This window comes from Pseudidiomarina aestuarii (assembly GCF_048263735.1).
In the GTDB taxonomy this organism is placed as follows: Bacteria; Pseudomonadota; Gammaproteobacteria; order Enterobacterales; family Alteromonadaceae; genus Pseudidiomarina; species Pseudidiomarina aestuarii_B.
In genome coordinates, this window is record NZ_JBLXDX010000002.1 from 442,932 (window position 1) to 465,353 (window position 22,422).

Annotated in this window: 22 protein-coding genes and 1 tRNA gene; 4 read left to right on the forward strand and 19 right to left on the reverse strand. The window is 48.7% G+C overall.

Features of this window, described 5'->3' with window-relative positions; translation table 11 throughout:
- Positions 1-5: 5 nt before the first annotated feature.
- The 13 genes from dnaB to ACN0S4_RS06820 all read right to left on the reverse strand — a co-directional run bounded on the left by dnaB (position 6) and on the right by ACN0S4_RS06820 (position 10,134).
- Complete coding sequence (gene dnaB, locus ACN0S4_RS06760; protein ID WP_417656931.1) at positions 6-1,418, reverse strand: replicative DNA helicase; 1,413 nt, start codon at positions 1,416-1,418, stop codon at positions 6-8.
- Between the two features lie 105 nt (positions 1,419-1,523).
- Entirely contained in the window at positions 1,524-2,477 is a 954-nt protein-coding gene (locus ACN0S4_RS06765) for a DUF4097 family beta strand repeat-containing protein (protein WP_417656932.1), read from the reverse strand.
- Between the two features lie 9 nt (positions 2,478-2,486).
- On the reverse strand, positions 2,487-3,011 hold the full coding sequence (locus ACN0S4_RS06770; RefSeq protein ID WP_417656933.1) for a hypothetical protein: 525 nt from the start codon (positions 3,009-3,011) through the stop codon (positions 2,487-2,489).
- On the reverse strand, positions 3,004-3,561 hold the full coding sequence (locus ACN0S4_RS06775; RefSeq protein ID WP_417656934.1) for an RNA polymerase sigma factor: 558 nt from the start codon (positions 3,559-3,561) through the stop codon (positions 3,004-3,006). Before ACN0S4_RS06775 ends, ACN0S4_RS06770 begins: the two co-directional genes overlap by 8 nt.
- Positions 3,562-3,704: 143 nt before the next feature.
- The gene (gene rplI / locus ACN0S4_RS06780) at positions 3,705-4,157 is read right to left on the reverse strand and encodes a 50S ribosomal protein L9 (RefSeq protein WP_417656935.1); all 453 of its coding nucleotides are present in this window, start codon (positions 4,155-4,157) and stop codon (positions 3,705-3,707) included.
- A gap of 42 nt (positions 4,158-4,199) precedes the next feature.
- Positions 4,200-4,427, reverse strand: a complete 228-nt coding sequence (gene rpsR / locus ACN0S4_RS06785) for a 30S ribosomal protein S18 (protein WP_169929428.1) — start codon at positions 4,425-4,427, stop codon at positions 4,200-4,202.
- A 10-nt stretch (positions 4,428-4,437) separates the two neighbouring features.
- Positions 4,438-4,752, reverse strand: coding sequence for a primosomal replication protein N (priB, locus tag ACN0S4_RS06790; protein WP_417657002.1), 315 nt, complete (start codon positions 4,750-4,752; stop codon positions 4,438-4,440).
- A gap of 21 nt (positions 4,753-4,773) precedes the next feature.
- The gene (gene rpsF / locus ACN0S4_RS06795; protein ID WP_417656936.1) at positions 4,774-5,145 is read right to left on the reverse strand and encodes a 30S ribosomal protein S6; all 372 of its coding nucleotides are present in this window, start codon (positions 5,143-5,145) and stop codon (positions 4,774-4,776) included.
- Between the two features lie 129 nt (positions 5,146-5,274).
- A complete protein-coding gene (locus ACN0S4_RS06800; protein WP_417656937.1) occupies positions 5,275-5,766 on the reverse strand; it encodes a hypothetical protein in 492 nt (163 codons plus the stop codon).
- Positions 5,767-5,769: 3 nt separating this feature from the next.
- The gene (gene rlmB, locus ACN0S4_RS06805; protein WP_417656938.1) at positions 5,770-6,525 is read right to left on the reverse strand and encodes a 23S rRNA (guanosine(2251)-2'-O)-methyltransferase RlmB; all 756 of its coding nucleotides are present in this window, start codon (positions 6,523-6,525) and stop codon (positions 5,770-5,772) included.
- Positions 6,522-8,918, reverse strand: coding sequence for a ribonuclease R (rnr, locus tag ACN0S4_RS06810; RefSeq protein WP_417656939.1), 2,397 nt, complete (start codon positions 8,916-8,918; stop codon positions 6,522-6,524). The genes rlmB and rnr overlap by 4 nt, the downstream gene beginning before the upstream one ends.
- Before the next feature lie 105 nt (positions 8,919-9,023).
- A complete protein-coding gene (locus ACN0S4_RS06815) occupies positions 9,024-9,527 on the reverse strand; it encodes a hypothetical protein (protein WP_417656940.1) in 504 nt (167 codons plus the stop codon).
- Positions 9,528-9,618: 91 nt separating this feature from the next.
- Positions 9,619-10,134 (reverse strand): RDD family protein, encoded by a 516-nt coding sequence (locus ACN0S4_RS06820; RefSeq protein WP_417656941.1) that lies wholly within the window; start codon positions 10,132-10,134, stop codon positions 9,619-9,621.
- Positions 10,135-10,331: 197 nt separating this feature from the next.
- Between ACN0S4_RS06820 and ACN0S4_RS06825 the strand changes: the two genes are divergently transcribed.
- Positions 10,332-10,418, forward strand: a tRNA-Leu gene (locus ACN0S4_RS06825).
- Between the two features lie 25 nt (positions 10,419-10,443).
- On the opposite strand, the gene lptG is transcribed toward ACN0S4_RS06825, so the two are convergent.
- Together lptG and lptF are read right to left on the reverse strand one after the other, a co-directional pair.
- A complete protein-coding gene (lptG, locus tag ACN0S4_RS06830) occupies positions 10,444-11,511 on the reverse strand; it encodes an LPS export ABC transporter permease LptG (protein ID WP_417656942.1) in 1,068 nt (355 codons plus the stop codon).
- Positions 11,511-12,617 carry an LPS export ABC transporter permease LptF gene (lptF, locus tag ACN0S4_RS06835; RefSeq protein ID WP_417656943.1) on the reverse strand — a complete coding sequence of 369 codons (1,107 nt, stop codon included), beginning with the start codon at positions 12,615-12,617 and terminating at the stop codon, positions 11,511-11,513. Before lptF ends, lptG begins: the two co-directional genes overlap by 1 nt.
- Positions 12,618-12,738: 121 nt before the next feature.
- Between lptF and pepA the strand changes: the two genes are divergently transcribed.
- Genes pepA through ACN0S4_RS06850 form a run of 3 tightly spaced genes read left to right on the forward strand, consistent with a single transcriptional unit; the run spans position 12,739 to position 17,574 of the window.
- The gene (gene pepA / locus ACN0S4_RS06840; RefSeq protein ID WP_417656944.1) at positions 12,739-14,244 is read left to right on the forward strand and encodes a leucyl aminopeptidase; all 1,506 of its coding nucleotides are present in this window, start codon (positions 12,739-12,741) and stop codon (positions 14,242-14,244) included.
- Complete coding sequence (locus tag ACN0S4_RS06845; protein ID WP_417656945.1) at positions 14,244-14,687, forward strand: DNA polymerase III subunit chi; 444 nt, start codon at positions 14,244-14,246, stop codon at positions 14,685-14,687. The genes pepA and ACN0S4_RS06845 overlap by 1 nt, the downstream gene beginning before the upstream one ends.
- 34 nt (positions 14,688-14,721) lie before the next feature.
- Complete coding sequence (locus tag ACN0S4_RS06850) at positions 14,722-17,574, forward strand: valine--tRNA ligase (RefSeq protein ID WP_417656946.1); 2,853 nt, start codon at positions 14,722-14,724, stop codon at positions 17,572-17,574.
- 34 nt (positions 17,575-17,608) lie between these two features.
- Here the strand turns inward: ACN0S4_RS06850 and ACN0S4_RS06855 are convergent, their stop codons facing one another.
- The 4 genes from ACN0S4_RS06855 to parC form a co-directional block, all read right to left on the reverse strand.
- Positions 17,609-18,970 carry a GntP family permease gene (locus ACN0S4_RS06855; RefSeq protein ID WP_417656947.1) on the reverse strand — a complete coding sequence of 454 codons (1,362 nt, stop codon included), beginning with the start codon at positions 18,968-18,970 and terminating at the stop codon, positions 17,609-17,611.
- Between the two features lie 21 nt (positions 18,971-18,991).
- Entirely contained in the window at positions 18,992-19,357 is a 366-nt protein-coding gene (rraB, locus tag ACN0S4_RS06860) for a ribonuclease E inhibitor RraB (protein WP_417656948.1), read from the reverse strand.
- A 9-nt stretch (positions 19,358-19,366) separates the two neighbouring features.
- A complete protein-coding gene (locus ACN0S4_RS06865; protein WP_417656949.1) occupies positions 19,367-20,104 on the reverse strand; it encodes a 1-acylglycerol-3-phosphate O-acyltransferase in 738 nt (245 codons plus the stop codon).
- Positions 20,105-20,170: 66 nt separating this feature from the next.
- Entirely contained in the window at positions 20,171-22,414 is a 2,244-nt protein-coding gene (parC, locus tag ACN0S4_RS06870) for a DNA topoisomerase IV subunit A (RefSeq protein ID WP_417656950.1), read from the reverse strand.
- Positions 22,415-22,422 lie beyond the last annotated feature (8 nt).

The window sequence follows — 22,422 nt, forward strand, 5'->3', positions numbered from 1 at the left end:
TCGGGTCAATGACGCGAGTGCTCGTCAGGTTCACGCCGCGCTAAATTTTCAAATCGTGATAAATGTCCCTGGAATTTCAGGTCAACCGAACCTATCGGCCCGTTCCGCTGTTTCCCAATGATCACCTCTGCCAACCCTTTATTCTCAGACTCTGGGTGATAGACCTCATCACGATAGATAAACATAATCACGTCAGCGTCTTGCTCGATGGAGCCAGATTCCCGTAGATCCGAGTTCACAGGACGTTTATTTGTTCTTTGCTCCAATGAGCGATTCAGCTGCGACAACGCGACTACAGGTACCTGCAGTTCCTTCGCGAGTGCTTTTAACGACCGGGAAATCTCGCCAATCTCTAAGGTCCGATTCTCAGACATACCCGGTACCGTCATCAACTGTAAATAGTCGACCATTATCATCGATAAGCCGCCAGATTCCCGGAACACCCGCCGTGCACGTGAACGAAGCTCAGTTGGCGTGAGCCCTGACGAATCATCAATAAACATATTATTGCGTTCTTTGAGAATATTGATCGTCGATGCAATGCGTGTCCATTCTTCATCTTGCAAACGACCTGTTCGAATGCGCGTCTGATCCACATGACTCAAGGACGCCAACATCCGCATCATAATTTGTTCTGATGGCATTTCTAAACTGAACACCAAGACCGGCTTGTCATTACGCATCGCGACGTTTTCACACAGGTTCATCGCAAATGTGGTTTTACCCATTGATGGCCGTGCAGCAACAATAATGAGGTCGGATGGTTGCAAACCTGCCGTCATTTGGTCCAAATCGTAGAATCCGGTGGATACACCCGTCACACCATTGTGGTTCTTACTGCGACTGAGTTCGTCAATGCGGTTTATGGTTCGCTCAAGTATTGGCGTTATCGGCTGGGGACCATCCGTTGCACTCGTTCGCTTTTCAGCAATCTTGAACACCTTACTTTCGGCTATATCGAGCAGCTCGCTCGAGGTTCGATTTTGTGTATCAAAACCAGACTCGGCAATTTCATTCGCTGCAGCAATCATTTCACGAATCACAGCTCGCTCGCGAACAATTTGCGCATAAGCTCGGATATTGGCTGCACTTGGGGTGTTTTTCGCTATTTCGCCAAGGTAGGCAAAGCCACCCACATCTTGCAACTCACCCGATAACTCAAGTGATTCCGAAACCGTGACCAGATCAATCGGCTGAGTACGATCGGCGAGACGATGCATTGCAGTGAAAATGAGCTTGTGTCCACGATGATAGAAGTCATCCGCGATCAGCTCACCGGCGATACTATCCCATGCGTTGTTATCGAGCATGAGGCCACCCAGTACGGATTGCTCTGCTTCAATAGAATGAGGAGGCGTTTTGATCGCATCTAATTTCGCGTCATTGCGCGGTTTGTCCTTGGTGCGCGAAGTGGCCATGCTTGTCCCGCTGCTCGAATAATTTTGGCTAGAGGGAGACTATACAAAAAGTAGCAGAATGAAGAAAGCGGATTGCGTTCAGCAACCCGCTTTTTACAGAGGTATTTAGTTTCGAATGACGATATTGCCGCTGACCGAATTGAGTTTAACGTTGCCCGAGCCATTACCCACGGTCATTGTCAGACTTGCACCGGGTCCATACTTAGGACGACGAGGTTCATCATCCGTCAAACGATTGACAATGTCGCCGCTCGCGCTTGCCTCAGCATCAAGGCGAAAGTTCGTTTTGCCCTTAAAGGTAATCGCCATATCGCCGCTGACTGTGTTGCCGCGCAGCCGACCGTTGTCATTCAACTCAACCCGGACACTCACATCACCACTGACCGATGTTGCCCGCACATCACTGGCACGTTCAGCAGTTAAGTTCACATCACCCGAAATAGACTCGGCACGAACTTCAATGGCATTGGTAACTACTGCAACATCGCCACTAGTAGATTGATACGAAGCACGTTGTTGGTCACCATCAGCGTCATTCACGTCACCACTGACCGATACCAGTTCAACATCGCCATTTAATTTACGTCCAGAGATATCGCCGCTGGTGGTTTTCAAGCGGACATTCTGGTCCAAATTATTGGCGTCAATATCGCCACTGATAGTGGTGACACGCGTCCCTTGACGGACATCTTTTACCGTAAAATCAGAAGAGATACCGCTCACATCAACCATCGACTCATGCGGAATCCGGAGCACTAAATCCGAGCCATTGTCATCATGGTATCGCTTATTGCGGGGCATTTTGACCTCGACGATCAATGCATTCCCGCGCTTTTCAAAAATAAAGTCCGTCGCCTCTTCGTCAATAGTGCCTGAGATGGATGCCGATGACTGATCCCAGCCAAGGATTTTGACCTCGCCACGCATGTTATCGACGAACACCTGAACCCCTGGCTCAACCGCTACAGTCTGATCGACTTCCTTCCCAACCACTGCTGGGGCATAGTGCGCGGCTACATAGAGCCCTGCTACAGTAATGAGTTTTAACCACTTCATCATTCGTACTCCTTAAGCTTGTTGCCAGTTTTGACGTGGCGCAAAGTTCGCTTTCAATAATTCCAGTTCTTGTTGGTGTAACCATTGCAGCAACTGCCACAATGATTGATTGTTCGGATCATTCATTAACTGTTCGGTCACTTGCGCAGCAGCTTGCCGCAACTGTTCTAACTCAGTTTGGCTGCTGATTTCGGTCGTACTCAGTCCCGAACTTTGAATACTGGTCAACAGCAAGTTGCGCTGCGACTCGTGGTGTTCATTGACTGCCGTTATCAATCGTGTGACTTCAGACGTGTCATCCACCGATTGTGTCGGCATCCACTGTAAGGTCATAGCACTGATAGCCAGAACCATAACCGCTGCACTTGCCCACGCATAACGCAGCCAAGGTGGCGAGCGTTGTTGCTGACGCGTTAGTCCATGTTCTATTCCACGCCACAAGTTTTGTGGTGGCTCGTAGCGATCAGGTGTATCGACCGCTTCTCGAATCAAATCGTCAAGGCGCTGTTTACCATTTATTTTTGTTGATTCACTCATGACTCAACCACTCCTCTAACAACGTGCGCGCTCTATGAACCTGAGCCTTACTGGTGCCGACAGCAATACCGAGTTCTTGACTCACTTCCTCATGTCGCAAACCTTCTATACAGTGCAATACGAATACCCAACGAGTTTGTGGTGGTAACTTTTGAATCAACCGATCAAGCTCGCTCAAGTCGGCACTGTCTTCGTGTACTAAATGACGATCGTAGTCGTCATCGCCAGCTGTATGTAAACGTGCAAACCAGCGTTTCTGTTTGCGTAATTCCGAGATAGCGACTCGGGTCGCAACGGTGTGTAACCACGTACTGAACTTACTTTCACCGCGAAACGATTTCAGTGCGCTCCATAACTGAATGAACACTTCCTGCGTTAAATCTTGTGCGACATCAATATTTCCCGCCAACCGCAACACTAATCCATAGACGCGACGATGGTGTCGCTCAAAGAGCGCTTGGAACGCTTGCATGTCGCCGCCACTGGCTCTCTCCACGAGATGCACATCTGGATCGTTAAGTGCATTGGCTGTAATGACTTGTGCTGTCACCGATCTTCCTTATTCTTACGCTACAGCTTTATTGATTTCTGTATGATTGGTGTAAGCCTATGCTGAAAAGGTTTATCAAGCACTGAAAAAAATCCAAAAAAAAAGCTGCTCGAAAGCAGCTTTTTTCACGATGATTAAAAAACTTAGTCTGCAGCAACTACTTGCAACTTCACAGTTGCAAACACGTCAGCATGCAAATGCAGCTCGATATCATACTCGCCCACATCGCGGAGGGTACCATTTGGCAACAATACTTCGCTTTTCTTCACAGCTACACCAGCTGCAGTGATCGCGTCAGCGATGTCACGAGTACCGATTGAACCAAACAATTTACCTTCATCACCCGCTTTAGAAGCAATAACCACAGCTTCTAATGCGTTGACTTGCGCAGCACGCTCTTCAGCAGCAGCTAAATCAGCAGCGATTTTCGCTTCCAATTCAGCGCGACGCTCTTCAAACACCTTGATGTTTGCTTGCGTTGCTGGAACAGCTTTACCTTGCGGGAATAAAAAGTTACGTGCATAACCAGACTTCACTGCCACTTGGTCACCCAAGCCGCCTAAGTTGGCTACTTTGTCTAATAGAATAATTTCCATTGTTCGCTACCTCAAATCTAGTCAGATCGTTCGTTTACTGGCTTACTGATGTGAATCAGTATAAGGCAGTAAAGACAAGTAACGTGCACGTTTGATGGCACGCGCCAACTGACGCTGGTACTTCGCAGAAGTGCCAGTGATGCGGCTAGGAACGATTTTGCCACTCTCAGTGATGTAGTTCTTGAGAGTAACGATATCTTTGTAATCAATCTCTTTTACGCCTTCTGCCTTAAAGCGGCAAAACTTACGGCGACGGAAAAAACGAGCCATGATGGTCTCCTCAAATCAAAACAAGTTGCTGGGCGTGCAGTACTAATTTACCAATTCCGTTTTTATCTTCTTCTCGATTCAAAAAACCGCGAACGGTGACTGCCTGTCCAACGCTTAATTCTTTGCTCCACTGTGGTGCATCTTGACCACTTAACACAACCTGCAATCTCACATAACTGCGGCGTGGTAAGTTAGCCTCCACCTGTTCTGAGCGATGCTCAACTACGAACCTTAAGTGGTGAATGCCAGCCGGGCTTTTGGTCAATTGGGGTGGCTTGGTAAGCGTGCCACTGAGTTCCAGTTGATTGAAGCTTGGCTCCACAATCGATGAACGCGACGTCACGGCTTATGCCGCTTCGTTATCGTCCTGCTCTTCGTTACGGTCTGAACGACGGTCATCTTTCTTGCCCATTTGGTGCGAGACTTCAGTTTCCGCTTCTTTCTTACGCATAATCATGTTGCGTAATACCGCATCATTGTATCGGAATGCTGTTTCCAGCTCGTCAACAACTTCAGACGACGCTTCGATGTTCATCAACACATAGTGTGCTTTATGCAACTTGTTGATTGGGTAAGCCAATTGACGACGGCCCCAGTCTTCTAGACGATGAATAGTACCGTTACCTGCTTTGATGGTCTCGCTATAACGCTCGATCATGCCAGGTACTTGCTCGCTCTGGTCCGGATGGACCATGAATACGATTTCATAATGACGCATTTCTGCTCCTTATGGTTCATAGCTACTGTATTGGCTCAGTCGCACCGGCAGCAGCAAGGAACGCTTGTTTTTAAATAAACTTCGAGAGACTGATTTAAGCGGCGGGAGTGTAGCGGATTTCTGTCGATATCACAAGTCGTTTGCTTGGTTTTCGGCGGTTTCGACCTTTTCGGTTAACACTTTAACCAACTGCTCTGGCAAAACCAACGCAGCTTCATTTGGAGCTTGCACGCGAATTCTTTGAACTTCGTTGCCAGAAGCAACTTTCAGCTTAGAGGGTGCAAGCAATTCAGCGGTTAACACAGTGGTCTCCGCAGTGGTCTCAAAACCAATATTTACCTGCCATGCAAAGTCTGTCGATACCTCTCGTAATCGCCATTCGTGACGAGATTGAAACCGTTGATTTAATTCGGTCTGCAATTCATCAAAGCGCGGATCGGCTGCAGCAGTCAGATAATTAACAACCAATTGTGGTTTGTTGCTGCGTTGTTCAGGCAACAAATCACCGATTGGCAGCCATGCCAACGCTAAAAGCACCAATAGCGCTCCGGTGACCACCAGTGGCCACCAAGAACGTTTCGATTGTCCATTGCGGAAGTTCAACCAACTCCGTAGCAACATCGCTTAGTTTCCACTCACGTTTTGTCGCTGCCGGACGGCTTCAAACAAACAAACCCCAGTTGCCACTGATACATTCAAACTACTCACGCTGCCCAGCAATGGAATCTTGATCAATTGATCACAAGTTTCACGGGTCAAGCGCCGCATGCCATCGCCTTCAGCTCCCATGACTAGGGCAACAGGTCCCTTCAGATCTGCAGCATACAGATCGTCGGTCGCTTCGCCCGCGGTACCGATTATCCACACCTGCAAATCTTGCAATTGACGGAGAGTGCGAGCAAGGTTTGTTACTTGAATGAGTGGAACAGTTTCAGCAGCTCCAGAAGCAACTTTACGAACTACTGGAGTCATTGACGCCGACTTGTCCTTGGGAACCACAACAGCGGTCACTCCTGCTGCATCAGCTGTACGCAAACAAGCGCCCAAATTGTGTGGATCCGTCACATTATCCAAAACCAACAACAATGTCTGACGACCACGCTCGGTCACCAGCTTTTCTAAATCATCTTCAGTGAGTTGAGGGGCTTCTAAACACACCACAACAATACCTTGATGGTTACCACCCTCAGCTCTTTTGTCCAAGCTTTGCTTAGGAACAAATTGCGGCCGCGTGCCCATACGCTGAGCTTGCTGGATTAACGCCTGTAAAGGTTGATCCTGACGCTCTTTAGTCGCATACAGTTCAACCAAACGCTCCGGATGGTTTTGCAATAATGCCCGCACTGCATGCAGGCCAAAAATAGTTACTTTCTTGCTCATGATTTCCGCTTTTTATTCGAAGGACGAGGCTTTTTCTTGCCGGCTGATTTGCCACGATTTTTGGCACCTGACTTGGGTTCAGATTTAGGTCCCGATTTATTACTCGGTTTGCCACGGCGGTGTTCTTGACCACCGCCGCCTTTACCCTGCTTCATGCGTTTACGTTGCGGTAATGCATAGTCACTGGCCTGTCGTTGATCGCCCGCTGGAGTTTCCGCAGACAACAAGTCCAAGTCGATTTTCCGTTCATCTAGATTTACCGAGCGCACACGAATTCGTGCTTTATCACCCAATCGATAAGCCTTGCCGCTGTTCTCACCAATCAGTAAGTGTCGATCACTATCGAATTGGTAATAGTCATTGTCTAAATTGCTAATGTGCACCAGTCCATCGATTTGCATATCGTCAATGCGCACAAATAAACCGAAGTTGGTCACTGCAGCAATCACGCCGGTAAATTCACTACCCACATGGTCTTGCATGTACTCACACTTCAACCACTCGTCGACTTGACGCGTCGCATCATCCGCTCTGCGTTCAGTCATCGAGCAATGCACACCCAACTCATCCAGCTGTTCGTCTGGATAGGACCATGCCCCTTCAAGCTCTTTTGATGCGCCATTCAACTGCTTTAACTTAGCCTTGATCGCACGATGCAAAATCAAATCCGGATAACGCCGAATGGGTGATGTAAAATGCGCGTACTGCTCTAAAGCTAATCCGAAGTGCCCTTTATTGTCTGGGCTATACACCGCCTGTTGCATTGACCTTAATAACATCGTCTGAATCAATTCCGCATCAGGTCGGTCAGCAACTTGCTTGAGGATAGCGGCGTAGTCTTTTGGACCCGGCTCATCACCGCCTGTCATCGTCAATCCGAGATCGGTCAAAAAGGTTTTGAAACCACTCAAACGATCATTCGGTGGCGTCTCATGCACACGAAATAGTGCCGCGATGTCATCGTGACTCTCAATAAAGCGCGCAGTCGCGACATTCGCCATAATCATGCATTCTTCAATGATGGTGTGAGCGACATTTCTACGAACTGGGAGTATTTCCTCAATTTTACGCTCTGCATTGAAGATAAACCGTGTTTCTGTGGTTTCAAATTCAATCGCGTGACGCAATTGCCGTGCTTTTTTCAATACCTTAAAGAGCGCATGAAGGTTGTTAATACCTGTCAAAACTGGCTCATATTCAGCTCGCAGCTCTGGATCACCGTCGAGAATTTTTGCCACTTTTGTATAGGTCAATCGAGCGTGAGATTTCATGACCGCAGGATAGAACTTGGCCTCACCGAGCTGACCACGATCATTTATGAACATCTCAGCGACCATACACAACCGATCTACCTGTGGATTCAGAGAACATAAACCATTTGAGAGCTTTTCCGGTAACATCGGCACGACAAAATCGGGGAAATATACCGAATTCCCGCGCTCAAGTGCATCTTTGTCGAGCGCAGTATTAGGCCGCACGTAATAGCTCACGTCAGCAATAGCTACCCATAGTCGGAATCCCTTTTTCTCTGGCTCTGCATACACTGCATCGTCGAAGTCTCGCGAGTCTTCACCGTCAATGGTAATCAACGGAAGTTCTCTTAAATCGAGGCGACCTTCATAGGCTTCTGCGGGCACCGATTCGGCTAATTGCGCGACCGACTTTTCTGTTTCCGCGGTCCAATTTACCGGGATGTCATGTTCGCGAATTGCAACTTCGATTTCCATGCCGGGAGCCATATGGTCGCCCAGCACCTCAACAATAGTACCGATTGGACTTGTGCGCCGATTCGGGCGATGGGTAATGCGCACCACTACTATCTGACCATGACGCGCCGCGCCTTTGTTTTCCTCGGGAATCAAAATATCTTGATTGATGCGGGTATCGTCTGGGACTACGACGCCAAGATTGTGATCCACAAAATAACGGCCAACAATATCACCTTCACGAGGCTTTAAGACGCGAACAACGCGTCCTTCTCGACGACCCTTAGCATCTTTTTTCTGTTCTTGAACGAGCACTTCATCGCCATGCAACACCGCATACATTTGCGGTTGTGGGATGAATAAATCATCGCCGCCATCATGCGGACGGCAAAATCCAAAGCCATCTCGGTGCCCGATAATCCGACCTTTGATCAGGCTCATTCGATCGGGTAATCCGTAAGCATTCGCTTTGGTGTAGATAAGTTGTCCATCTCGCTCCATAGCGCGCAGACGGCGCTTGATACCAATGAGTTGCCGCTCATCATCGAGCGCAAATTTGGCAACGAGATCATCAAAACTGAGAGGTTTTAGGCGTGCTTTGATGGTGTCAAGAATCGCCTCTCGCGACGGGATTTCAACCTCATATTCGGGTTGATCGGTGTTGATACCATCAGTTGGGTTGGACATGTAGCTCCATGAATTTACTTAAGACCTCTACATGATAGCAAAGAACCTTAGTGCACATACAAAAAAACCCGAGGACTAGGCTCGGGTTTTCAAAAAAATCAGGTGTTATCGAATGTACACGAAGCGACGAAGATCCTCACTGCGAGATTTCACATATCGACCATCCAATGTGTAGTATGAGTAAACAACGCGGAGAAACATCTCACCATTTACTGTCATGAAATACTGATCGACGTAAACAATGTAATCGCCTTCGATATAAGAGTTGTTGTTACTCATCGCGCTGATACCACCGAGGCTACCACCGGCAGCTACATCAGCGCTGTTGCCCTTTCCCTGCTTCCCTTTCCCCCAAGAATTTACATTTTCAACTTCTTGGTAGACAACGTTTCCATTTTCATCAAACTGCGTGAGTATGTGAAAATCACCAACTAATTCAGCCTTGGCACAGCTCTTAGTACATTCACCGCCATTCGAAGACCACAACAACTGACGAACTTCATTCTTGTGCGAAGCACTATTCGAAGGAGTTCCTTCATTTTTAGCATGAGCTGATGCACTGATAGCAACCGCCATCAAAGCGCAAGCAGCAAACAACGAATATTTCATGTTATTTTCCTTGTGTGAGCAAAGTTGCCTGATAATTACTACAATAAATTCACAACTACAATAGACGAAGTTCACATAAACGCAAGATAATTTATAATTCTCGCCAATAGTATAGCTGATTCGCATCTTTCGACAGAACCACCAATTCAGTACCCGCAGCATAATCGTGCCAGGCTCTACGATTCTTCCTGTCGACCAGCACCCACAAGTTACCAAGTCCAAAGCCTGAAGTTAGTAGTCGCACAAATGTTTGCTTTGGGGTCAGTCGCTGACCATTGCGCTGTTGAACTTTAAGTCGCCATGCACGCATTCCTAATGTTTGTCCACTACGCCACCAAAACCAACCAAAAAATAACGCAACCACCACTACAATATAGATACCAAACAGCGGTGAACGGTTCAGCCAAGCGGCGTGATCTTCTCCTTCGGTAAGTGTGACCCAACCAAAAGTCGTCAATAATGCGGCAAATCCAAGAGCTAGGGCAGTTGCCAACATAATGATGGCAACTGCGACCAGAAGATCGTATATCCATGAGGCAACTCGTCGCCAGAACCCTGCGCTCGGAAAGCCAGCATGAACGGATGCAGTGGATGAATTAGTTGTCATAAGAAGCCACTTGTTTAAATCAGAAGTTTATAGTGTACCGAAATGCGCATTACGATGTCTGCTAATCACTTCAAACTTCCCGAAACAATAGACAAAACGCTCACGAAATAAGCAAACAGTTCGCAGACATTTAATTTTTCTTGATCGGCAAATGAGCATGCGTATAATGCGCTTCACCAATTGATTCCAATCTTTTTGCCGAAGTGGCGGAATTGGTAGACGCAGCGGATTCAAAATCCGCCGCTGGTAACAGCGTGGGGGTTCAAGTCCCCCCTTCGGCACCATCTCATACGTTCAGTTATACACTTGTCAACGATGTTTCTGTAATACCCACAACGCAGCACCCGCAAATAAAGCGCTTGGCAGCATTGCGCCGAGCATCGGTGGTAGTTGATAGACTTGTGCCAACGGACCAAAAATCTCGTTACTCACATGGAAGCCAAAACCCGTCACCACACCGAGCAAAATTCGGGCACCCATGGTGGTTGAACGCAATGGACCAAAAATAAACGATAGTGCAACTAACAACATAACTGCCACAGTCACTGGAGCCAGAAGCTTTCTCCAGAGCGCAAGTTCATAACGTTCCGCTGCTTGCCGGTTACTTTCTAGATAGTCGAGATAATCGGTTAAGCCACGAATCGAGAGTGACTCAGGTTTGACCGTCACCACACCGAGTTTGTCTGGGGTTAGCGAGGAATTCCAAATCCACTGACCAAAGTTCGATCGATTGATACGTTCCGCGCGATGTTCAGTCAAAATCACTTGTGACAGGCGCCATTGCTCACCTGTATAGACTGCCGTTCGTCCTTGTATTACCGAATCAAGATTCCGACCTTCGTCAAAACGGTAAATGGTGATGTCACGCAAGTGGCCGGTATTTTCAACCTCACCAATATTGACAAAATGATTGCCATCACGAGCCCAAATACCTTGTTGCGCCGAAATCAGACTGCCGCCAGAAATGGCTCTTGCTCTTAATTCGCGACCTTGAGATTCAAGCGCCGGCGCCACAAACTCGCCGATAGCCATAACCACCAGCATCATCACTACCGCTGCTTTCATCACCGCATTAATAATATTCAAACGCGACCGCCCAGCTGCGATCATAACAACCAGTTCCGAATTGCTCGCCAACATTCCCATTCCAATTAAACCGCCCAGTAACGCGGCCATCGGAAAGAAAACTTCGATATCACGAGGGATGCTATACAACACAAATAATCCGGCATCGGCCACACTATAGGTGCCTTTACCTACCGACCGCAGTTGCTCAACAAACCGAATCAGGCCGGATAAACCCGCGAGCACCGCTAGACTTAGCATTGAGGTGCGCAACACTGTCAACGCAATGTATCGCTCTAAAATTGAAAACATCAGTGGCTCCCTCGCAAACGCGCTAAAAAGCGAAGGCCGAAAGGTCGCCCTTTTCCAATCAAAATAAGTCCAAACAATAACAGCAGTAGATGAATCCACCACAATCCGATAATAGGCGGAATCACACCATCAGCGACCGCAGAGCGCGCCGCCATGAGTAGCAGGAAGTAACCCAGGTAAATCAATAATGCTGGAGCCATTCGCGCAAATTTGCCTTGGCGTGGATTTACTCGACTCAACGGCACCGCAATTAAAGTAAGCAATGGCATTGCCAGCGGAATTGCAAGGCGCCATTGCCATTCAGCAGCAGCTTCAGGGTCATCTTCAGCCAATAGTTCACTCGTGGTATAAGCTTCCAGCTTACGCGTGTATTCCGTGCCCTCTTGTTCCTTAATTTGCAGCTGGTAGCTATCAAACTGCATCACTTGATATTCAGCCGCTTGATCTTCGGTGGCATAACGCATCCCGTTTTCGAGAACTAGGGTCTGGGCGCCGGCAGGATTCAACACGACATCCCCCCGATCGGCCATAACGACGCTGCCGCCAACGACGGTGTTATCCTCATCACGAATGGATTGGGCCACGAACACTTGATCAAGCTGACCTTGCTCTGTCAGTCCCTCAACAAATATCACGGCTTTCTGGTTACTCGCCTGCTGGAAACGGCCCGGCATAATGACACTTAAGCCAGTATCAGATCGTGCCCGTTCTTCAACCTGGCGCTCCTGTTCTAAACTCCAAGGTACCATCCACAAGGTCAACGAAGCGGTCACAACGCTCAAAATTAAAGCCACCACTAAAGTGACTCGCGTCACATACCATTCGCTCACACCACAAGCATGCAAAACGGTCATTTCGTTATCCGCATAAATGCGACCATGTGCGAGCAAAATACCTAAGAATAAGCTAAGTGGAAGGATGAGAGCAGTCAAAGCAGGTAAATTGAGACCCAACAATTGAATAACCAATTCACTGGGTATTTCGCCCGCTGAGGCGTCTGCGAGCACGCGAACAAATTTTTGGCTCACAAAAATGGTCAGCAATACCACCATTACGGCGATCTGAGATTTAAATGTTTCTCGCATCAAATAGCGAAATATACGCACTAGCGACCACTCTTAACTTTGCTTTTTGCTGGAAATACCGCGATTTTTAAGTAAACTTGTCGTTTTCACAAGAATTATTCCTTGGCAGCTAAACCCTGTCAACCGCCAAACAGGAGCACTCATGGAGTTCAATGTCAAAAGTGGAAGTCCGGAGAAACAGCGTTCAGCCTGTATCGTCGTTGGTGTCTTTGAACCGCGTCGCCTCTCTGGAGTCGCCGAGCAACTCGATAAAGTCAGCGATGGTTACCTGAGCAATTTACTGCGCCGAGGCGACCTTGAAGGCAAAGCCGGACAAACACTTCTTTTACATCATGTCCCGAATATCTTGAGTGAGCGTGTCTTACTCGTCGGTTGCGGTAAAGAACGCGAACTGGATGAAAGACAGTATAAACAAATTATTGAAAAAACCATCCATACGTTGAACGAAACCGGTTCTATGGAGGCAGTATGCTTCCTTAGTGAATTGCATGTCAAAGGTCGTGATACCTACTGGAAGATCCGGCAAGCAGTAGAAGCGGCTCAAGGTGGTTTGTACACATTCAATCAATTGAAGTCGCGCAAAGAAGAGCCACGCCGGCCGCTGCGGAAACTGGTTTTTAATGTGCAGACGCGCCGTGAGCTATCACTGGGCGAAAAAGCCATCAGTCATGGTTTGGCAGTCGCTAAAGGGGTCACTGTATGCCGCGACGTAGCTAATATGCCGCCGAATATATGCACCCCAAGCTATCTTGCCGAGAAAGCCAAAGCTTTGACCGAGCAGTACGAAAACATGAGTTTTAGCGCCGTAACCGAGCAAGAAATGGCAGAGCTGGGCATGAATGCCTACTTGGCTGTTAGTCGCGGTTCCGAGCACGAAGCTGTGCTGTCGCTCATTCATTATCAAGGCGGCCCTAGTGACCAAGCACCCATTGTGCTGGTTGGTAAAGGACTGACCTTCGATAGCGGCGGCATCTCGATCAAGCCGTCGGCAAATATGGATGAAATGAAGTATGACATGGGTGGTGCTGCTGGAGTCCTTGGTGCCATGCAAGCCTTGGCTGAATTGAATCTACCGATCAATGTGATTGGAGCGCTTGCCGGCTGTGAAAACATGCCAGACGGCAAAGCCTATCGCCCAGGTGATATCATTACTACTATGAGCGGTCAGACCGTTGAGGTCTTGAATACCGATGCCGAAGGTCGTTTAGTCCTGTGCGATACGTTAACGTTTGTCGAGCGTTATGAACCTGAAGCTGTCATCGATGTAGCAACATTAACGGGCGCTTGTGTGATTGCTCTGGGAGCTCATGCGAGTGGCTTAATGAGCTCGCACAATCCGTTAGCGCATGAGTTACTGAACGCGTCTGAGCAAAGCGGTGACCGCGCGTGGCGACTGCCGCTATGGGATGAGTACAACGAACAGCTAGAGAGCCCTTTCGCTGACTTCTCGAACTTAGGTGGTCGCGAAGCTGGTGCCATCACCGCTGGTTGTTTTTTGGCGAAGTTCACCAAGAAATATAACTGGGCGCATATTGATGTTGCTGGTACAGCCTGGCGTAGTGGCGCGAAAAAAGGTTCAACTGGACGACCAGTGCCGATGTTGACGCAGTATCTACTCAATAAAACGCAAGCAGGTACCAACGACTAATGAAATCGCGCGCAATCTTTTACGTGCTCGATGGTCTCGATGAGAGCCAACAGCTACAATTCTTCTGCCGACAAATCACTGAACGTTGGCGGGAGTTTCGTAGTGTGCGCGTATTTTGTGCGAGCCAGCAACAAGCGGAGCAATTGGATGAAGCTCTGTGGCAACAACCCGCTGATGCTTTCGTACCCCACAATTTGTGTGGCGAAGGCCCGCCGCAAGGCGCTCCGGTAGAGTTGTGCTGGCCTGAAGCTACTATGCCGCAACGACGTGTTGCAGCGGTCGTTAATTTCATGGATGACATTGCACCGACAGCTGGAGCTCGACTCATCATTGACCGAGTTCCGACGGCGGATGCTGAGCGCCAACAAGCGCGGGAACGCTACAAAGCGTATCGATCCCAACAAATAGAACTCTCGACTCAGCCTGCTGCTGAGCAGACCTAAACTCAACACTCAATAGAACGTGGTGAAAGTTTCTATGGATAAGACCTACGCTCCTGAAGCACTCGAGCAAGAATTGTATCAACAGTGGGAAGCGGCTGGCTATTTCAAGCCGAGCGGTTCCGGTGACAGTTACTGCATCATGATTCCACCTCCGAATGTGACCGGTAGTTTGCATATGGGGCATGCTTTCCAGCACACCATTATGGATACACTGACTCGCTATAAGCGCATGGACGGCTACAACGCACTCTGGCAAGTGGGCTCTGACCATGCCGGTATTGCTACGCAAATGGTCGTCGAACGTCAACTAGCTGCGCAGGGCGTTACACGCCAAGAGCTTGGTCGCGAAACATTTATTGAGAAAATTTGGGAATGGAAAGCGCAGTCAGGCGGCACCATCACCCAACAAATGCGCCGCTTGGGTGACTCTGTTGACTGGGATCGTGAGCGCTTCACCATGGACGATGGTTTATCCAACGCCGTAAAAGAAGTCTTCGTTCGACTCTACCAAGAGAATTTGATCTATCGTGGCAAACGGTTGGTCAACTGGGATCCTAAATTACAAACGGCCATTTCTGATTTAGAAGTCGAGAATAAAGAGCAACAAGGGCATATCTGGCACTTGCGCTACCCTCTGGCAGACGGCGCCAAAACAGCCGACGGTCAAGATTATTTAGTAGTCGCGACCACTCGTCCAGAGACCATGCTGGGTGACGTTTGTGTAGCCGTGCACCCAGATGATGAGCGTTACACAGCGCTGGTTGGCAAATTCATCGAGCTACCGCTGGTAAATCGACGCATTCCAATAGTTGCCGACAGCTATGTCGACCAAGAGTTTGGTACAGGTTGTGTCAAAATTACTCCAGCTCATGACTTCAACGATTATGAAATTGGTAAACGTCATCAACTCGCAATGATAGCGATTTTCGACGATGTGGCTCAGGTTCGTGTCAAGGCTGGCCTGTACACACCTACTGGCGAGGCACTCGACACTATTGGTGATTTCGACGGTACACTTCCTACCGCCTACCAAGGGTTAGATCGCTTTGTTGCACGCAAACAAGTGGTTGCTGATTTCGACGCACTGGGTCTTTTAGACAAAGTAGAGACACACACCAATAAAGTGCCATACGGTGACCGTGGTGGTGTTCCTATCGAGCCTCATTTGACCGATCAATGGTATGTGCGTGTTGGGCCGATGGCTGAAGTCGCTACCAAAGCTGTCGAAGACGGACAAATTCAGTTTGTACCTAAGCAATACGAAAATATGTATTTTGCTTGGATGCGTGATATTCAGGATTGGTGTATTTCTCGCCAATTGTGGTGGGGCCACCGAATTCCAGCTTGGTATGACGACCACGGGAACGTGTATGTGGGTCGAGATGAAGCTGAAGTTCGCCAATCTCATGTTCTCGCAGATGACGTGGTGTTGCATCAGGACAATGATGTGCTTGATACCTGGTTCTCATCCGCATTGTGGACCTTCTCAACGTTAGGTTGGCCAGAGTCGACCGATGACCTCAAAACCTTCCATCCAACAGACGTTCTGGTCACCGGTTTTGATATCATTTTCTTCTGGGTCGCGCGGATGATCATGATGACTATGCACTTCTTGAAAGATGAGAATGGTCAGCCACAAGTGCCCTTTAAAACTGTCTATGTGACGGGCCTCATTCGTGATGAGGAAGGTCAGAAAATGTCGAAGTCCAAGGGTAATGTCTTAGACCCATTGGACATGATTGATGGCATTGATTTACCCAGTTTAGTGGCGAAACGCACCGCAAACATGATGCAGCCGCAGCTTGAAGAGAAAATCGCGAAGCGTACCGAAAAGCAATTCCCGGACGGTATTACCGCTCACGGCACCGATGCCTTGCGCTTTACGCTAGCAGCTTTAGCTTCAACCGGGCGTGACATTAACTGGGATATGAAGCGCCTTGAAGGCTATCGGAACTTCTGTAATAAGCTCTGGAACGCCAGTCGTTATGTGTTGCTTAACACAGAAGAACATGACTGTGGTCAATCGGGTGGTTCCTTAGAGTTATCACTTGCCGACCAATGGATTCTAGAGCGCTTCAACGACACCGTTCAGCAGTTCCGCCACGCACTGGATAACTACCGTTTTGACCAAGCAGCAGCCATTGCCTATGAATTTACTTGGAATCAATTCTGTGACTGGTATTTGGAGTTGACAAAGCCGGTGCTGCAGCATGGTTCTGAAGCACAGATGCGTGGTACCCGACACACGTTGGTAACCGTACTTGAACGGCTACAGCGCTTACTCCATCCATTATTACCGTTTATCACGGAAGCGATATGGCAACGTGTTGCGCCTTTGGCAGGCGTGCAAGGCGAAACAGTCATGCTCCAACCGTATCCACAGGTGGCAGCAGAAACCTACGCGAATGCTCGTGATGATATGGAGTGGCTGAAGCAAGTTATCGTGGCTATTCGTAATATCCGTGGCGAAATGAATTTGTCACCGAGTAAACCGTTGCCTGTTTTGATTAGCCAAGCGGACTCAAAGGGGCGTGAGCGCATTGAACAGAACATGACGTTCTTTAGCGCGCTAGCCAAACTCGAGTCGGTCACGTTCATTGCTGATGCCGAAGAGGCGCCAGCCAGCGCAACAGCCTTAGTGGGTCGCATGGAAATCCATATTCCAATGGCTGGCTTAATTGATACGCAAGCGGAATTGGCTCGACTCGATAAAGCCATCGACAAAGCCGAAAAAGATGTCGCCATGGTGCAGCGCAAACTCAGTAATGAGAACTTTGTGAGTAAGGCGCCTGCCGATGTTATCGACAAAGAACGTGCCAAGCAGCAAGACGCCGAAGAAACCTTGGCTCAGTTGCGTCAACAGCGCGAAAAAATAGCGTCACTCTAATGACGCTAATTTAATTCTGTCACTGGTGCGGCAGTTAGGCAAATGCCATAGCTGCCGCTACCACTACTAATGCCGCAACAATTGGAATCAACACGGTCACGACAAAGATATCTTTGTATGCTTCCTTGTGTGTCAGTCCCATCAAAGTAAACAGCGCAATCACAGCACCAGAATGCGGGAGTGAATCCAAGCCTCCGGCCGCAATATTCGCCACCCGATGTAAAATGTCCGCACTTACGCCCGCCTCTAGATAAACTGGCGCAAGACTCGACATGAAGATTTGCAAGCCACCAGAAGCAGATGCGGTGATACCCGAGATCAAGTTGGCACTAAAGAACACCGAAAGCAAAGGCGGAACTGGCAGCTCAACCAACCAAGTTGCAAACTGATGGAACCCTGCGGTCTGAATCACCACGCCACCAAAACCAATAACGGCAGCCGTATTAATCAACGGTAACAAAGCGTCATCTACGCCCTGACCTGCGGTAGCCCAGAATGCTTGCCGAGCAGGTGCAAACAGCACGAAACAACTCGCCACCCCACAAAGCAACGCGAAACTGGCCCATAGCACTGGCTGAGTATTCGCAAAACTAATCCAGTCAGCGCTCATACCTGCCAGTTGCAGCAAACGTGGCAACATAATCATCAGAAGCACGACGACAATAGGCAGCACAGAAACAAACAATGATGGCAGTTGCTGATCAGGCTGTGGGGCCAATGCCGCCATTTGCTCATCTTTTGCATGCGTCACATAGTTCTCGCCTTTGGCTTGCGCTTTTCGCCATTGGGACTGCAGATACCACATCCCAACGCCTGCCATCACCGCCGCAGCGAGTAAGCCATACCAGCCACCGGCAAACAGGTCCGTACCCAAATTGCGGGCCGCAATCACGTTATGAATGGAAGGCGTGCCAGGTAGCGCCGTCATAGTGAAAGTACCAGCGCCTAATGCAATAGCTGCGGCATAGAGACGTCGCGGAATATTTGCTTGGCGCATTAAGGTCACACCAATGGGATACATGGTAAACATCACGACAAATACAACAACACCACCGTAAGTCAGCAACGCACAAACCAGCATCGCAATCAGCAGCGTACGCTGCGCACCGAGCCGTTTGGTGATGCCCATTGCGACGCCTTGAGCCGCGTGGCTGGCAGCCATGACACGTCCGAATATAGCGCCGCACATGAACAATAACAGGAAGTTTCCAGCAAAACTGAATGCCCCAGACGGCCCAAAAGGAAAGTGCTTAAGGAAGATATCCGCAATAGGGATGGCGTTGGTTAGCCCTATCACCAGAATAGAAATCAATACCGCTAAAAGAATATTTATACCGCGTAGCGCTAATAGGATAAGGAGCGCCAGCCCTACTACGAGACCGATATTTCCAATCATGGAATGTCCCCTGTGGAGAGTTTATTCTTCTTCGTCGTCCGCTTCACCGAAATAGGTGCCCCAGCCATCATAGTCTACGCCCGCTAAGTCAGCGATTTTTGCGACCTCAACGGTTTGCATATCCAAGATCTTGGCATCTAATTGAACTTCACTCACGGCAACAAATGCAAAGAGCCGAGAGTGATCATCCAGCTCATATTCATCCGCGTCATCGACATGGTAGCCAGCTTTCACCAATTCCACTGCAGCTTTTTCTAGCTTACTGAAGTCAGTACTCGCTAAATGATGCTCAATAACATAAAGCTCGTCTTCTGGAGCGCCATCAGCGAGCAATGACTCAATGGTCTCTTCGCTTTGCGCACGAAGCGCAACGATATCGACTGCCATAATGTTTCCTTATTGCGAACTAGCCAATTCGTGATCTAACTCACTAATTTTGGTTTGCATAATTTGATGGCATTGTGCCACTAACGCTCGCACTGATTCATCGCCATACTCTGCCGTCGAAATCGGCTGCAGGTATTCGATAATCAATGTTCCATTATTCCAACGGTTTAATCGAATCCGTCCATGCAGATTAGACACGCAGATAGGCACGAGTGCAACTTTTGCCTGAATGGCGGTTCGGAATGCACCAGTTTTGAACGGTAACAAGCCACGTCCATTGCTGCGCGTACCTTCTGGGAAGAGCAATATCGAGATATTTCGTTGTCGAATGGCTTCTGCGGCTTGTTCGATGGTACCGCGAGCACGGCCCGTATTCTTGCGGTCGATGAGAATGTTGCCAGCTAACCAATACAGTTGTCCGAAAAAGGGGATCCACTTCAAACTCTTCTTACCAATACTAACCGTATTGTGTGGCATCACATGAGCCAGAGTGAAGATATCCCAGGTATTTTGATGATTGGCAATGTAGACATAGGGTCCACCATGCTGCTTGTCACCATAGTCAAGATGGTCGGGAATTCGAATATCGAGGCGTAAACCCAGCAACTTATGCATGCTGCCATACCAATACGCAGCAACTCGGGTGTTTTCGGGGTGAAAAGGCCGCACTAAGCACATTAAAATACCTAGCGTGCTAAAAATGATAATAAAAATACCCAGTAAAATAATTCGAATAACTGCGAGCATGAATTCTCCTTCTATTTCATGCTCGCTAGTATACCGTGTTCGGCACTGAAAAACGTCCGATCAGTTTTACTGTTCAACGACTATTCCATCAACGCGTTGCAATCCGCGTGGAAGTTTATTGCCACGACGTCCACGCTCACCGCGATAGTGTTCAAGATCAGCTGGCTTGAGCGTCAATTTACGCTTACCTGCCAACAACGTGACCGCGGTGTCAGGCTGCACTACTGCCGTTGCAACCACATATTCCTCACGCGACTGGGCTCGCAGCGTTGGAATACTCATCATTTTGTTGCCCTTTCCTTTCGACAACTCAGGTAGGTCGGCCAGTGGGAAAATCAGCATGCGTCCTTCGTTGGACACACAAACGAGCAGTTCCGATGCGGTGTCTTGCACCGGCTGTGGTGGCAAAATCTTCGCTCCAGTTGGCAAATTTAGAACTGCCTTACCGTTCTTATTCCGACTCACCAAGTCGCTAAACTTACAGACGAAACCATATCCAGCATCAGAAGCCATCAGATATCGCTGCTCATCTTTTGCCATCATGACCTGATCGACCGTTTCTCCGGCTACCAAGCTAAAACGCCCCGTTAACGGCTCGCCCTGAGTACGAGCGGACGGTAACAAGTGCGCCTCACAAGAGAAACTGCGTCCAGAGCTATCGAGGAACACGACCTGTTGATTACTCTTACCCTGCGCAGAACTGAGGAAGTTGTCCCCAGATTTATAAGCTAGCGTGGTGCCATCGACATCATGTCCTTTCGCGGCACGTACCCAACCTTTCGCTGATAACACCACAGTCACCGCTTCAGCTGGCGTTAAGTCACGTTCACTCAAAGCTTTCGCTTCGCCACGCTCCACCAGAGGCGAACGACGGTCGTCCCCATATTTTTCAGCATCAGCCAAAATTTCTTTTCGGATCATGGTTTTCAATCGGCGATCCGAGCCTAGCACCAGCTCTAATTGCTGCCGCTCTTGTTCTAGCTCGTCTTGCTCACCTTTGAGCTTCATTTCTTCAAGTTTGGCTAAGTGACGTAATTTCAACTCGAGAATGGCTTCAGCTTGCAACTCACTGAGAGCGAATCGTTTCATCAACTCAGCTTTCGGCTCATCTTCATAACGAATAATGGCGATCACTTCATCGAGGTTCAGGTAAGCAACCAATAAGCCTTCGAGAATATGTAAACGTGCGAGTACTTTATCGAGACGATGCTGTAAGCGCCGCGTCACAGTGATTTGACGAAACTCTAACCATTCCTTGAGGACAGTTAATATCGGTTTGACTTGCGGGCGGCCATCGAGACCCAACATGTTCAAATTAACCCGATAGTTCTTTTCCAAATCAGTGGTCGCAAACAAATGCGCCATCATTTGTTCAATATCCACGCGGTTCGAGCGCGGGACAATGACTAATCGAGTTGGATTTTCATGGTCTGATTCATCGCGTAAATCGGTGACCATCGGTAGCTTCTTCGCCTGCATTTGCGCAGCAATTTGCTCGAGTACTTTTGCGCCCGATGCTTGATGGGGTAGTGCGGTTACAACAACCTCACCATCTTCCATCACGTACTTGGCACGCATCCGAATGGAACCACGACCGGACTCATAAATTTTGATGATTTCGTCACGTGGCGTGATGATTTCTGCGTCGGTTGGATAATCAGGTCCATGCAGATGCTCCATGACTTCGGGCAACCCAGCACTAGGCTTTTCCAACAGCATTGCGCAGGCTTGCGCAACTTCGCGGGCGTTGTGTGGCGGAATATCGGTGGCCATACCAACCGCAATACCGGTTACACCATTCAATAAAATGTGCGGTAAGCGCGCTGGTAACATCCGCGGCTCTTTCATGGTGCCGTCAAAGTTCGGTGTCCAATCGACAGTACCCTGACCCAGCTCACTGAGCAGCACTTCACTAAAGCGTGATAATCGAGCTTCGGTATAACGCATCGCAGCAAACGACTTAGGATCATCTGGCGAGCCCCAGTTTCCTTGTCCATCAACCAGCGGATAGCGATAAGAGAATGGCTGCGCCATCAACACCATCGCTTCGTAACAGGCGCTATCACCGTGCGGATGGAATTTACCGAGGACGTCACCGACGGTCCGTGCTGATTTCTTATATTTTGCAAGTGCGGACAGGCCCAGTTCAGACATCGCGTAGATAATTCGGCGTTGCACAGGCTTCAAGCCATCACCAATATGTGGCAACGCTCGGTCCATAATCACGTACATCGAATAATTTAAATATGCATCTTCGGTAAATCGGCGAAGGGGCAGTGTTTCTATATTATCTAGGGTATCCATCGACATACTGCTCT

Excerpts from the sequence above, each read along its gene's own strand:
- rpsR (WP_169929428.1), bottom strand. The coding sequence starts at position 4,427 with ATGGCTCGTTTTTTCCGTCGCCGTAAGTTTTGCCGCTTTAAGGCAGAA.
- ACN0S4_RS06845 (WP_417656945.1), top strand. The coding sequence starts at position 14,244 with ATGAAATCGCGCGCAATCTTTTACGTGCTCGATGGTCTCGATGAGAGC.
- ACN0S4_RS06820 (WP_417656941.1), bottom strand. The coding sequence starts at position 10,134 with ATGACAACTAATTCATCCACTGCATCCGTTCATGCTGGCTTTCCGAGC.
- ACN0S4_RS06770 (WP_417656933.1), bottom strand. The coding sequence starts at position 3,011 with ATGAGTGAATCAACAAAAATAAATGGTAAACAGCGCCTTGACGATTTG.
- ACN0S4_RS06850 (WP_417656946.1), top strand. The coding sequence starts at position 14,722 with ATGGATAAGACCTACGCTCCTGAAGCACTCGAGCAAGAATTGTATCAA.
- rlmB (WP_417656938.1), bottom strand. The coding sequence starts at position 6,525 with ATGAGCAAGAAAGTAACTATTTTTGGCCTGCATGCAGTGCGGGCATTA.
- ACN0S4_RS06815 (WP_417656940.1), bottom strand. The coding sequence starts at position 9,527 with ATGAAATATTCGTTGTTTGCTGCTTGCGCTTTGATGGCGGTTGCTATC.
- ACN0S4_RS06865 (WP_417656949.1), bottom strand. The coding sequence starts at position 20,104 with ATGCTCGCAGTTATTCGAATTATTTTACTGGGTATTTTTATTATCATT.
- ACN0S4_RS06800 (WP_417656937.1), bottom strand. The coding sequence starts at position 5,766 with ATGTTGCTACGGAGTTGGTTGAACTTCCGCAATGGACAATCGAAACGT.
- rplI (WP_417656935.1), bottom strand. The coding sequence starts at position 4,157 with ATGGAAATTATTCTATTAGACAAAGTAGCCAACTTAGGCGGCTTGGGT.
- pepA (WP_417656944.1), top strand. The coding sequence starts at position 12,739 with ATGGAGTTCAATGTCAAAAGTGGAAGTCCGGAGAAACAGCGTTCAGCC.
- dnaB (WP_417656931.1), bottom strand. The coding sequence starts at position 1,418 with ATGGCCACTTCGCGCACCAAGGACAAACCGCGCAATGACGCGAAATTA.
- ACN0S4_RS06765 (WP_417656932.1), bottom strand. The coding sequence starts at position 2,477 with ATGATGAAGTGGTTAAAACTCATTACTGTAGCAGGGCTCTATGTAGCC.
- rnr (WP_417656939.1), bottom strand. The coding sequence starts at position 8,918 with ATGTCCAACCCAACTGATGGTATCAACACCGATCAACCCGAATATGAG.
- rpsF (WP_417656936.1), bottom strand. The coding sequence starts at position 5,145 with ATGCGTCATTATGAAATCGTATTCATGGTCCATCCGGACCAGAGCGAG.
- parC (WP_417656950.1), bottom strand. The coding sequence starts at position 22,414 with ATGTCGATGGATACCCTAGATAATATAGAAACACTGCCCCTTCGCCGA.
- ACN0S4_RS06855 (WP_417656947.1), bottom strand. The coding sequence starts at position 18,970 with ATGATTGGAAATATCGGTCTCGTAGTAGGGCTGGCGCTCCTTATCCTA.
- rraB (WP_417656948.1), bottom strand. The coding sequence starts at position 19,357 with ATGGCAGTCGATATCGTTGCGCTTCGTGCGCAAAGCGAAGAGACCATT.
- lptG (WP_417656942.1), bottom strand. The coding sequence starts at position 11,511 with ATGTTTTCAATTTTAGAGCGATACATTGCGTTGACAGTGTTGCGCACC.